Consider the following 12,377-nt stretch of genomic DNA (forward strand, 5'->3'; position numbering starts at 1 on the left):
TGCAACTCCATACATACACGAGAACCCCTTTGGGCGGTTACACCTTGAGAGAATGGGAAGGTGCGCGCCGTTTGCGGGGGTTTTTGTGTTTTTTGTTGTTGTGAAGAGGTCCGATATCAGGTAAAATTTATGAAAATCAAGCTTATATTGCAAAAAGAGAGGACCCTCCATGACGCGTTTTATAACCCGGATCGGAAATGAGCGGATCGGCATTGAAACGGACTCTCCGGTACTCGGTGAGTGGTTGAGAGAATCATTTGACAGAGGCTTCGGGGACGACGGGGAAGAACCGCGTCTGCGGCTGAATATAAAAGGCGGCTTCGGCGTGCCGTTTGTCGATTTCGACGTTGCCGCGGAGAAGCGCGGCGGCAAGGTTATCTATACCCGGGCCGATTACCGGATCGAAGCGGACGAGGACCTTAGGGCGGCTTCCGTAGCGGTTCAGGACGAATTCGCGCTGAAGCATGCGCTGATGAACGTCTACAGCGCTTTTCTCATCCGCAACGGTCTGGGCCTGCTGATGCACTCTTCGTGCGCCGTTCAGGACGGCAGGGGCTACTTGTTCGCCGGGCCGTCCGGAGCAGGCAAATCGACGGCCGCGCTGCTGTCCAGACCGCGTGTCCTGCTCAGCGACGAGGCGACGGTGATTGCCCTCCCCGAAGCGGGACCCGGCGACGGAGCGGAATCGCTGGCGCTGGCGCACAACTCGCCTTTCCGCAGCGATTCGCGCTGGGATATCGGCGAGGGCATCCCGGCTGCTCCGCTGGAGGGAATGTACGTGCTCAGGCAATCGGAGGAAGTCCGGACGGAGCCGATGAAAGCGGCGGACGCCCTGCCGATCGTCATGAGCCAGGTCTTCTTCTGGACGACGGGGGCAGAGGAGACACGCGCTGTGATGCAGTTGTGTATGCGCTTCCTCGAGCGGGTACCGGTGCAGGAGCTTTTCTTCCAGAAGAACGATCTCTTCTGGGATGTCATTGCTCCCCGCAAGGCCGGCGTCTGATGGGCGGAGAGGCCCATAGCCGCCTCGGCAGCGGGGGGTTCGGCGCCGAGGCGCTTGTCGTGCGGCGCGCCCTGGAGCTTAAAGGGCGCGTGGAGATTCCGTCGCGCGGCACGAGCATGCGGCCGCTGATCCGCGAGGGCAGCGTCTGCGCGTTCGTGCCGGTGGCGGCCGCGGATCTCCGCAGAGGCGATATCGTCCTCTTCGAAGGCGAAGAGGGCGGGCTTATCGCCCACCGCCTGATCCGGCGCGGAGAAGAAGGCCCGCAGGCTCCGCTGCTCTGCAAGGGCGACGCGAACATCGGCTTCGACCCGCTTGTGCCCGCCGCGAAGGTGCTGGCCCGGCTGGAGACGATAAGCCGGGACGGCCGCGTATCGTCGAGGCTGTCGCCCGGCTTCCGGATCTGGGGCCGGATTATGACGGCTTTTCCGGCACTTTCGCGGGGGTTCCGTCTAGCTTCGCGGGTTGCGAGGAGGCTCCGCGGACAGAGAAATTGACCGGCGGATGAATGCGCCGCGCGTGCGGCTTTACTTTTTTGGCAGATCCTACGAGGAAATTTGGGTGAAACGATGTGGCACGGAATTCGTTTCATTTACTATACTAGAACTATACTAGATTGCGAGAGAAAAGAGTGATATCCAATGACGACTGTAAATCAGGAACCTTACCGTGTCGGCGGCAAAAGCTTTACGGCCGTCGCTATCAATACCGCCGCGAAGGCGGGCGAATGGATTAAGAGCCGGGTGGGTGAAATCCGCCGGGTGGATGTGAAGTATTCCTCCCACGATCTTGTGACGGAAGTGGACAAGGGATCGGAGAAAATGATCCGCAATCTGATTCTGACGCATTTCCCCCATCATGCGTTTCTTGGCGAGGAAGGTGTGGAGCCGGGGCCCGAGGCATCGGCGGCAGCCCTGGAGAACGTGAGCGATGCCGAATACTTATGGATCGTCGATCCGATCGACGGTACGACGAATTTTATACATGGATTTCCGTTCTTCAGCGTGTCCATTGCGCTTGCTTACAAAGGCGAAGTGATTGTGGGCGTGGTCTACGATCCCATGCGCGACGAGCTGTTTGTGGCGGAAAAAGGCAAGGGCGCTTACCTGAAAGCCGCCAAGCTTGGCGTATCGGGTGAGTCGGCGCTGTCCGAAAGCCTGGTCGGAACGGGTTTCCCCGCCGACCGCGAAGGAGCTCTTCCGATCAACCTGGCCGGTATCAACGCTCTCATGCCGAAGGTGCGCAATCTCCGCAATGCGGGTTCGGCGGCGCTGCATCTGGCTTACGTGGCGGCGGGCCGTCTGTCGGGCTTCTACGAAATCGGGCTGAATGCCTGGGATATAGCGGCGGGCGCGCTGCTCGTCCAGGAGTCGGGCGGCCGTGTCACCGATACGGCGGGACAGCCTTATACGCTTGGCGTACGCAATGTGATGGCGACAAACGGTCTCATTCACGAGGAGCTGCAAAACGAGCTTCAGCAGGCCGGCGCTACCGGGTTATAGGTTTTTCGAACTTGTTGGCGTGAGGCGCCGCCGGAACCCGCTTAGGTACCTGGACGCAAGGAAATGCGAAGGCTTAGGCCAAAGGCCCCGAAGGATACTTCGGGGTTTGTTTTTTTTGCGCGGAGGAAGTAACATGGACAAAGAGAGAAACGGAGGGGGAACGGATGAATAGAAAAAAGTGGCTGATCGGGCTCATTTTGTTGTGTCTGGCTGCCGGAATATATGCGGTGATCCGTTTCAACATAGATCCGACGCTGGCGCCCGAGGACGTTAAACTCCGTGCCCGGATTGTGCCTGCGGCGGAGAAGCCGGCGGAGGTGCCGTCCCAGGCATCCGCAGCGTACGCGACGGTGGTCGAGGTAGAGCTGGAGAGCACCGGCGGTAAAGCGCTGAAACAAGAAGGATACAGCTACAAGGTGTATCCTTACGTTCAGAACGGCACCGTGGCCGCTTGGGAGCCCGCGCCTGACGCGCTCGGCAAGGGCCAGAAGCCGGAGAGCTACACCTTCGGCCCCGATGCCGTGACGATGCCGCGTGCGCTGGAGATGATCGAGCGGCTTACGGGCGCATCGACGAACGAAGAAGAAGCGAAGAAGGCGGGCATGTCCGGCGGGTTCGTTTACAGCGGCGAGACTTTCCCGGCGAAAGTGCGCTATTACGCCAAGGAAGCGGGAGCGGGTTCAGGCGCGGATGCGAATGACGGGCGCACCTATATCCTTTTCTCGTACCATGAGAAAAAATGGGGCAAAGACGTCAGCTGGGTCAAAGCGGTGAAAGTCACTCCTTAGCTGTCGGCGGAGCCGTGCGAGGGGAAGGCAGGCGGGTTCGCGCCGCTTATGAGCAGAACGGAATGAGCGGCTCGACGGTGCATCTGCCACGAGCAAGCACGGGGCGCCCTCTGTATGTGGCGCTTCGACTTGATGCACGGAGCTTCGGATAGCAGCGTCAAAAGATACGGCGCAGCAGGAAAAACAGCCCTTGTCCGGGAGAGGACAAGGGCTGTTTTTGTTTGGCCGCTGTTTTGGCCGGTACCGCGCAGCCGAAGCGGCTATGCGTAGCTGCGCTGGCGGAGTGGCTGCGCCAACGTCGTAGCAGCGCTGACGCCGTAGCCGCATCAGCGTCTCCGCTGCCGCATCTTGCCGCACGGCGCAAGGCTGGGCCCGCCAGCTTATGCGGCCCGATTTCGCCTGCGTGGCACAAAGCAGGCCCGCATCGCGCCTCCGCCGGGCCAAATCCCCGTGCGCTGCCGTCCCGCTTCAAGTCACGCCGTGTACTTGAGGCTCCTCCAGGCTGCCGAGCTTGCCGTCGCGGTACTCGCGGGGAGAGAGGCCCATCCGCGCCCGGAAGGTGCGGTGGAAATACGAATAGCTGTGGAAGCCGCAAGATTCCGCGGCCTGTTCCAGCGTCATCGCGCCGAAGCGGATGCGCTCGCACGCCATCGAGATCCGGACCTCGATGGCGTAATCCATGACGGACTGGCCGAACGTCTCACGGAACAGGTGACCCGCGCGTGAGGTGCTGAGTCCGACATGGTCGGCCAGATCCTGGAGCGTGAAGGCCTCCGAGGCATTCTGCTCGATGTACGTTTTCATCCGCTGGACCATGTAAGAGAAGCGCGGTTTCTGGGGAAACGATCCCAGATCCGCGAGATCGCCGATGACGCGGTCCAGCGACAAGCAGAGCACGCGAACGAGATAATCGCCGATTTCCTGAAGGTTATCGTGCAGGCGGCGGCGTTCGCGGAAAATTTCCCGCCAGATATTCAGCCAGCTGTCGTCCAGGCCGACCCGGATAATGCCGGGCCTCTTGAAACGCTCCCACCAGGCGTCCATCCAGCTTCCGCTGCACATCAGGTAATAATCGCCGCTGTACACGGTATCGGCGTCCGGCGGTAAAGTCTCGTGCTGGCTGCCGATGCGCAGCTCGTAGGCGTCTCCGGGACGGTACAGCAGCAGATCGCCCGGCTCTGCGGTCACGTAGCGGCCTTCCTGCCAAACCTGGCAGGTGCCTTCCGTTTGAAGACGCAGCAAATAGTATTGGATTCCGTCCCGCTGATTGGAGACGAAAGGCTTGCGGTGCACCGAATAACCGGCGGACAAAATATGGACCTCATCTTTAACGGCTGACGCCGGGTCCTGAATTCCTGTCACGAGGCATCGTTCCTTTTTGATAATTTAGCAAAATAGTTCATGTTCTGCGTGGATCATTCATTCTCATTATAAACGAGGTATGGTATCAATAGAAGGAGAGGTTTTTTGGCGAAGGGAAGCGTTTCCCTTCCGACATCCCACAACCCAGGACAGAGGAAAGGTGATCGTAGATGACAAAGATCGGAATTGGCGTGCAGTTATACACCCTGCGTTCGGAAACGGAGAAGGACTTCAGAGGCTCTTTGAAAAAAGTGGCGGAGCTTGGGTATGAAGGGGTAGAATTTGCCGGTTACGGAGGACTTTCTCCCCGTGAATTGAGTGAACTTCTGAAAGAACTGAACCTGACTTCCGTCGGCAGTCATGTAGGCATTCACCGTCTTCAGGAAAACCTGGACGAAGAAATCGAAATGAACGTGGCCATCGGCAGCAAGTATGTCGCCTGCCCGGGCTGGTTCCCGCCTGAACGTACGGAGGAAGGCTTCCGTGAAGTCGTGGAGATTCTCAAGGAGAGCAGCCGCCGTTTCGCGGAACACGGAATCGCTTTCGGGTATCACAACCATTCGTTCGAGTTTGAAGAGAAAATCGGCGATCAGACGATGTTTGACGCATTTTTCTCCGCGCTTCCCGAGAATGAGCTGTTTGTGGAATTGGATGTGTGCTGGGCTCATAACGCCGGCCTCGATCCGATCGGGGTTATGAAGCAGTATGCGGGCAGAACGCCGCTTCTTCACGTGAAAGACCTGCGCAGGGAAGAAGGCAAGCTGCTCACGGTTGAGCTGGGCACGGGCGAAGTCGACCTGAAGCCGGTACTGGAAGCCGCCGAAGAAATCGGTACGAAGTGGTTCATCGTCGAGCAGGACGAGTGCCAGAATCCGCCGTTTGAAAGTATTGCCGCAAGCAGGGAATGGCTGCGCCAAAACTATCGGTAAGCATTTAACCCGCCGGGGTTCCGGCGGTCAGGAAGAGCATTTCCCTTCGGGGAGATGCTCTTTTTTTTGTGAGCATTAAAGGGAAGGGGCTGCCTTTACGAATACCCGCCCCGGAAATAACTTCCCGTGTGGGCGAAATCCTGTTACAATAAATTTAATTGTAAACCTTAAATTAATTTATATGGTTAACAATTGATGAGCAAACGGAACTTACAAACCGAAAATCCGGATGATGGTTTACTTTTTTTGGCAAGAAAGGACGTGCTGAGCATGCATACGGAACAACAAACGGATGGCCGGACAGAAACCCTGTCCAGATGGGATCATTACGCGGACAAGGCGCTTCGGGGTGACAAGCTTGAGATGGAAGAGGCGCTGACCGTACTCCGGGCCGACGACGATGAGCTGCTGCCTCTTATGCAGGCGGCTTTCCGTGTACGTAAGCATTACTACGGACGCAAAGTTAAGCTCAATCTTATTATTAACGCGAAAAGCGGACTGTGCCCTGAGGACTGCGGCTACTGCTCTCAATCCATCGTGTCCAAGGCTCCCATTACCAAGTACCCGCTTCTGGAGAAGGATGTTCTGATCGAGGGGGCGCGGAAAGCGCTGGAGATGAAAGTGGGCACCTACTGCATCGTGGCCAGCGGCAGAGGACCGACTAACCGTGAGCTGGATCAGGTGATTGAAGCCGTGCAGACGATTAAAGGGGAAATGCCCCTGAAAATCTGCGCCTGTCTGGGCATCTTATCGGACGAGCAGGCTGTGCGCCTGAAAGAAGCCGGGGTGGACCGCTACAACCACAATCTCAACACGAGCGCTTCCCATTTCGCCAAAATTACGTCCACGCACACATACGATGACCGGGTCCGGACGGTAGATCAGGCGAAGCGGGCGGGAATGTCGCCCTGTTCCGGAATTATTGCGGGAATGGGCGAGTCGGAAGAGGAACTGGCGGAGATGGCTTTCGCGCTGCGGGAGCTGGATGCCGATTCCATTCCCGTCAACTTCCTGAACCCGATTCCCGGCACGCCGCTGGCGGAACAGCGGAGCCTGAATCCGCGGCAGTGCCTCAAAATTCTCGCGCTCATGCGGCTGATTTGCCCGTCCAAGGAAATCCGTATCGCCGGCGGCCGGGAAGTGAATCTGAAATCGCTGCAGCCGCTAGGCCTGTATGCGGCCAATTCCATTTTCCTGGGAGATTATCTGACTACGGAAGGCCAGGAAGCCGGCGATGACCACCGGATGCTGGAAGATCTCGGCTTCGAGATTGAACTGTGCGCCTTGTAGGCGGCCTTTTAAGCGGACTGTCGCATCGAAAAAACAGAAGAAAAAGAGCAGAGGACCTTCTGCTCTTTTTTTGCATTTTTATACGAACCAACGCGAATTGCATTGAAAAGTATTAATTTTCGTTGTTCCGTCAAATGGGCGGACAAAGCGAAAGCGGATACAATTAGTCTAACGGCTTAAGGCCGGAAAGGAGGGGAGACAATGGCACAAGTTGCAGTAGAAACCAGCGTAAGTAAAGAGGCGAAAAGCCCGTCGATATGGAAGCGTTTTTTTAAACAGTGGGATATTCAGCTCATGGTAATTCCAGGGATTGTTTTTCTTCTTATCTTCCATTACATTCCGATGTACGGAGTGTTGACCGCATTTAAGGATTATGATCTTTTCAACGGTTTTTTCGGAAGTCCTTGGGTAGGACTCAAGCACTTCAAAATGTTTTTCGAGTCTCCTGATTTCCCGAGGGTCATGAGGAACACGATCATGATCAGCTTGTTCAAGCTTCTGATCGCATTCCCGGCGCCTATTATACTGGCCCTCATGCTGAACGAGGTCCGGAACAAGCTTTTCAAAAACGTCGTACAAACGGTCACGTACCTGCCCCACTTCTTGTCCTGGGTTGTCGTGGCGGGATTCGTGACATCCTTCCTGTCTACGGACAACGGAAGTTTGAACATCGCTATGCAGAAGCTGAGCATGATCGACGAGCCGATCAACTTCCTGGCGATTCCGGAATATTTCTGGACGATCCTGATCTCCACGGGGATATGGAAAGATATCGGGTTCGGTTCGATCGTATACCTCGCGGCTATCGCGGGAATCGATCCGGCTTTATACGAATCCGCCTCGATCGACGGAGCGTCGCGGTTTAAACAAATTTATCTGATCACATTGCCTTGCATTTTCCCGGTCATCATCATTTTCCTCATTCTGCAGATCGGAAGTCTGATGAACGCGGGTGCCAACGGCGGCTACGAAGATATTCTCCTGCTCAGTGCGAATCCGGTTCTCAGGGAATACTCGGATGTCCTCGATACGTTCGTATATCGGACCGGTATTCAGAACCAGCTGTTCTCATACGCGACGGCAGTCGGATTGTTTAAAGCGGTCATGAGTATTGTTCTGCTGAGCGGCGCCAACCTCCTTGCCCGCAGAACGGGGCAAAGTCTATGGTAGCTGGAGAAAGAAAGGCGGAAACAACATGTTGAGAGCAAACTTCGGGGACCGGTTCATGACGGTCGTCATCTATACACTGCTGATATTTCTGGCCTTCATTACGCTGTATCCGTTCTGGAATTCGGTCGTCATTTCGTTCAACAGCGGCAAAGACACGATGCTGGGCGGAATCACCTTCTGGCCTCGTGAGTTTACACTGGAAAACTACAACGTCGTTTTCGAAGACAAGAGGATCATCCAAGGCTTTCTGATTACGGTCAGCCGTACCGTGATAGGAACCGTTGTAGGCATTCTGGCGACTTCTCTCTTTGCCTACGGGTTGTCCAGACGCGGGCTTATCTTCCGCAAGTATTATATGGTGATGGCCGTGGTCACGATGTATTTCACCGGTGGCCTGATCCCGAACTTCCTGTTAATCCGCGGACTCGGCCTGATGGATACGTTCTGGGTCATGATCCTGCCGGTTATGATCAACGTTTGGAACATGATTATCTTCATGACGTTCTTCCGGAGTATTCCGGCAGGGCTTGAAGAAGCGGCTAAACTGGACGGTTGTGGAACCTGGTCGGTGTTTTTCCGGATCGTGCTTCCTTTGTCCGGGCCCGTTATCGCCACGCTGGGGCTGTTCACGGCGGTTCAGCACTGGAACGAGTGGTTCCTGCCCAGCATCTACCTGAACAACACCGATTTGTACCCGGTACAAACGCTGCTGAGACAGATTTTGAACTCGAATATTATGTCGGAGCAGCTTGCCAATCTGGACTCTGCGGCTTTGACCCAACTGTCCAAGATGCAGTCGATTACGACCAAATCGTTGTCGATGGCCACAATGGTCGTTTCCACTCTGCCAGTCATGCTCATCTATCCGTTTGTTCAGAAATATTTTTCGAAAGGCGTTATGATCGGCTCCCTCAAGGAGTAGATCTTCGCTTTTCAAACGGAATGTAAGCGCAACCACATGCAACACGATTGACCACATAGATTATAATATCGATTAAGGGGAGTGTCACAAATGGCAAAATGGAAAAAAGGGGTCTCGCTCACGCTTATTACCGTGCTGTCTTCCATCGCGGTACTCAGCGGCTGCAGCAGTGACAGCAAGCCGAACGCTACGGATACCGGCAAACAAGGAACCGCTCAAACGACCGGGGTCAAGTTCGGCGAGCAGCAGCTGGATATCAGCTTCTACGGCAACTACGACTGGTTCACTATGCCGGTGTGGGGCCAGGATCTCGCTACAAAATGGGTAAAAGAAAACAAGAAAGTCAACGTAACGGGCGTACCTAACGGCGGGAACTCCGAGCAGAAGTTCAATACGCTGATGGCTTCTAAAGAGCTGCCGGATGTCATCTGGCTGGAGCGTGGAGCCCAGGTAGAGAAACTGCGTGCGGCAGGCATGCTGGTGTCTTTCGACGAATACCTCGACAAATATCCTAACCTCAAGAAGTGGGCGGGAGAAGCGACCCTCAACATGCTGCGCTCCAGCGACGGCAAGCTCTATCAGTTCCCGAACTGGTATACGCAGCGTCCTGCAGGCAACGCGGGTTATATGATCAACCTGAAAATTTACAAAGAGCTGGGCGAACCGAAGCTCGAAACCTACGATGATCTGTATGCTTATCTGAAACAAGTAAAAGCCAAGTACCCGGAAGTGACTCCGTTTGATTCCGGCGTGCAGGCTCAAAACGTTGAAATCATGTACCCGGGCTTCGCCAACGATCACCCGGTCACGAACATCAACATGCGTGCCGTTCCGGAAGGCAACGAACTGAAATCGATCTTCGCGGATCCCGTTTACCGGGAGTCTCTGACTTACTCAAGCAAGCTTTTCCGCGAGAAATTGATTACTCAAGACGTATTGACTCAAACGAAAGACCAGATCGACGAGAAAGTAAACAACGGCAAAGTTGCGGTTATGGCGGCTTCCAGCGTGACGGAATTCGGTTCGAAAGGCACGACAGCTCTTCAATCGAAAGATCCGAGCCACCCGGGCTACCAAATGATCTGGCCGATTCATAAAGAAGGCGTGGACAAAACCAAAGTATTCCCTGGCCACTACGCAACACTTGGCTGGAACGTAAACGTTATTACGAAGAGCGCCAAAAATCCGGAAGCGATCTTCGCTTTCCTTGACTGGATGACCGGAGAAGAAGGACAGCGCGTTATGTTCTGGGGGCCTGAAGGCGAGTACTGGCAGGGCACCGACGACAAAGGCACACCTAAATTTACAGATAAATACTACAGCGACGCAACTGGACGCGCGAAGCTGATGGATTCCCTCGTCAACCTGCAATGGGTGGGCAATACGACGTACATCGATACGGCGAAAACGGACATCGAGCTTAAGCTTCCTGCTGAAAAACAAAGCTGGGAAACGCGCAACCAGACGCAAGTGGCATGGAAAACCGTATTTAACCGTACGGAGTTCGTAAACCTCGACCCGCCTTCCAACACGGAAGAAGGTATGGTGCAGCAGCGCATTAAGGATATCTTCACTGAATCCCGCGCCAAAGCTCTCTTCGCGAAAAGCGACGCGGAAGTGACATCCATCCTGGACAAAGCGGAAAAAGATGCTCAGGCTGCCGGATACGCCAAGCTGCTGAAATACCAAACGGACCGCTGGCAGGAAAACAAGAAGAAAATCGGCAAATAAGAAGTTGATTGGAAATTTAATGCCGCCTAGGCGGGCAGAAGAGGTATACTTGGGGTATACCTCTTTTGCTATTCGCCGGGAAAGGAGAACAACATGTATAACGTGCTGCTGGCAGATGATGAAATATTGGACCTGGAGGGCATGCAGACTTTTATCCCCTGGGAGCGTCTCGGCCTTCATGTGGTCGGGGCTGTCAATAACGGTTTCGACGCCGTAAGGGTTATGGAACAGGAGAAGGTCGATATCCTCGTGACGGACGTACGGATGCCGAGCATGACCGGTCTGGAGCTGGCCCGTAAGTCGCTGGAGAGGCATACGGGACTGCGGGTTATTTTCTTGAGCGGGCACCAGGATTTCGGCTATGTTAAGGAAGCGCTTTCCCTGAAAGCGTGCAGCTATGTGCTAAAGCCCATGGATGATAACGAACTGATCCAATCGCTGGAAACGATTATAGGCGATCTTAACCGGGAGCAGAAGCGCCGCAAAACGGAACGGGCCTTCGAGCAGATGAGACCGATTGTGCACAATGAATATGTGTTTCGTTTGCTGGAAGGTACGGCAGGCCGGCAGGAACTCGATGACCTGTTGACCGAGGAAGGCTTGGAACCGATCCGGTATCCCATCCGGGCCGCGGTTTTGGAAACCGACGATCTGTCGTGGAAGCTGAATCCTTATACGGCGAAGGAACGCCAGGATATGCTCAACGATTTCGGCGGACAAATTATGGATTTGTGCCGGCCGCGCGGAATCACGCATATGTGCCGGATCACGAAGCAGCGCCTGGGCCTGCTGGTTACGGCCGATGAGAAAGGGATCAAAGAGCTTCAGGAAGTGATCGCTTACGTGAAGGAGCATTTTCCTTTTACAATCACAATCGGGCTCGGCAACCCGGCTGAAGATCCGTCGGCTCTGCAGGAGTCTTACCGCGAAGCGCTTGCGGCGCTTGATGCCAAGATGTTCTACGGCAAAGCGAAAATCATCGAGACCCGCGAAATTCCGCAGGAAGAAATCGCCGATGCCAAGCAGCTGGAGTTCCGGCTTGACGCCTTGTTCAACGCGATGGTCCAGTATGACCTGGTCGGTATCCATGATGAAATCGACCGGCTGTTTAACGTGGCGGTTTGTCTGCGATCGCGTTTTACGATCCATAACTTCGCCACGTACCTGATCGTCAAGCTGGACGGCTATCTCCAGACGAGAAACGAGCAGTTGTTCACGCTGCTGGGGATGGAGCTGCAAAACCTCGATATTTTGCTGCAATTCGAAACCATCGAGGATATCAGAAGCTGGATGCGGCGCATGCTGTTCGAAATTTCCGAGAAGCTGAACATGGGGAATCAAAGCAAAAACCGCAAGCTGATCCGCGATATGATGGAGTACATCAAGGAACGGCTTCACGAGAACGTGACGCTGCGCGATGTGGCGGACCGCTTTTCTTTCTCCCCAAATTACCTCGGCCATGTGTTCAAAGAAGAAACCGGCCAAAATTTCAGCGATTACGTGATTGCTCTGCGTATGGAGAAAGCCAAGGAGCTTCTGGGAGATCCCACGCTTAAAATTTATGAAGTGGCGGACCGGATCGGTTACCGGTATCTTCCCTATTTTAGCCGGCAGTTTAAGGAAACGTTCGGTATGACCCCCATGCAGTTCAGAAGAAACCATTAAGCCCGCGTTGGGGACGAA

Annotated in this window: 12 protein-coding genes; 10 read left to right on the plus strand and 2 right to left on the minus strand. The window is 55.0% G+C overall.

Annotation, left to right across the window (positions count from 1 at the left end):
• Nucleotides 1–169 precede the first annotated feature (169 nt).
• From PCH01S_RS26510 to PCH01S_RS26525, 4 genes are all read left to right on the plus strand, one after another.
• Entirely contained in the window at nucleotides 170–1,003 is an 834-nt protein-coding gene (locus PCH01S_RS26510; protein WP_042234935.1) for a hypothetical protein, read from the plus strand.
• Nucleotides 1,003–1,497, plus strand: a complete 495-nt coding sequence (locus tag PCH01S_RS26515) for a S24/S26 family peptidase (protein ID WP_042234937.1) — start codon at nucleotides 1,003–1,005, stop codon at nucleotides 1,495–1,497. The genes PCH01S_RS26510 and PCH01S_RS26515 overlap by 1 nt, the downstream gene beginning before the upstream one ends.
• A 144-nt stretch (nucleotides 1,498–1,641) precedes the next feature.
• Entirely contained in the window at nucleotides 1,642–2,502 is an 861-nt protein-coding gene (locus PCH01S_RS26520; protein ID WP_042234939.1) for an inositol monophosphatase family protein, read from the plus strand.
• Between the two features lie 164 nt (nucleotides 2,503–2,666).
• Nucleotides 2,667–3,290 carry a hypothetical protein gene (locus tag PCH01S_RS26525; RefSeq protein WP_241688749.1) on the plus strand — a complete coding sequence of 208 codons (624 nt, stop codon included), beginning with the start codon at nucleotides 2,667–2,669 and terminating at the stop codon, nucleotides 3,288–3,290.
• Nucleotides 3,291–3,447: 157 nt separating this feature from the next.
• Here the strand turns inward: PCH01S_RS26525 and PCH01S_RS30710 are convergent, their stop codons facing one another.
• Together PCH01S_RS30710 and PCH01S_RS26530 are read right to left on the minus strand one after the other, a co-directional pair.
• Complete coding sequence (locus PCH01S_RS30710; protein ID WP_129112544.1) at nucleotides 3,448–3,654, minus strand: hypothetical protein; 207 nt, start codon at nucleotides 3,652–3,654, stop codon at nucleotides 3,448–3,450.
• A 104-nt stretch (nucleotides 3,655–3,758) separates the two neighbouring features.
• Nucleotides 3,759–4,652: an AraC family transcriptional regulator gene (locus tag PCH01S_RS26530; protein ID WP_042234941.1), complete on the minus strand. Its 894-nt coding sequence runs from the start codon at nucleotides 4,650–4,652 to the stop codon at nucleotides 3,759–3,761.
• A 170-nt stretch (nucleotides 4,653–4,822) separates the two neighbouring features.
• Here PCH01S_RS26530 and PCH01S_RS26535 point away from each other — a divergent pair, with 170 nt between their 5' ends.
• The 6 genes from PCH01S_RS26535 (at nucleotide 4,823) to PCH01S_RS26560 (ending at nucleotide 12,359) form a co-directional block, all read left to right on the plus strand.
• Nucleotides 4,823–5,581 (plus strand): sugar phosphate isomerase/epimerase family protein, encoded by a 759-nt coding sequence (locus PCH01S_RS26535; protein ID WP_042234943.1) that lies wholly within the window; start codon nucleotides 4,823–4,825, stop codon nucleotides 5,579–5,581.
• Nucleotides 5,582–5,851: 270 nt separating this feature from the next.
• The gene (gene bioB / locus PCH01S_RS26540) at nucleotides 5,852–6,871 is read left to right on the plus strand and encodes a biotin synthase BioB (RefSeq protein WP_042234945.1); all 1,020 of its coding nucleotides are present in this window, start codon (nucleotides 5,852–5,854) and stop codon (nucleotides 6,869–6,871) included.
• A gap of 201 nt (nucleotides 6,872–7,072) precedes the next feature.
• Entirely contained in the window at nucleotides 7,073–8,041 is a 969-nt protein-coding gene (locus PCH01S_RS26545) for an ABC transporter permease (RefSeq protein ID WP_042234947.1), read from the plus strand.
• A gap of 25 nt (nucleotides 8,042–8,066) precedes the next feature.
• Nucleotides 8,067–8,963 (plus strand): carbohydrate ABC transporter permease, encoded by an 897-nt coding sequence (locus tag PCH01S_RS26550; protein ID WP_042234949.1) that lies wholly within the window; start codon nucleotides 8,067–8,069, stop codon nucleotides 8,961–8,963.
• 90 nt (nucleotides 8,964–9,053) lie between these two features.
• Entirely contained in the window at nucleotides 9,054–10,694 is a 1,641-nt protein-coding gene (locus PCH01S_RS26555) for an extracellular solute-binding protein (protein WP_042234951.1), read from the plus strand.
• 93 nt (nucleotides 10,695–10,787) lie between these two features.
• Complete coding sequence (locus PCH01S_RS26560) at nucleotides 10,788–12,359, plus strand: response regulator (protein WP_042234953.1); 1,572 nt, start codon at nucleotides 10,788–10,790, stop codon at nucleotides 12,357–12,359.
• Nucleotides 12,360–12,377: the final 18 nt, after the last annotated feature.

It is taken from the genome of Paenibacillus chitinolyticus NBRC 15660 (assembly GCF_000739915.1).
Lineage (GTDB): Bacteria > Bacillota > Bacilli > Paenibacillales > NBRC-103111 > Paenibacillus_F > Paenibacillus_F chitinolyticus.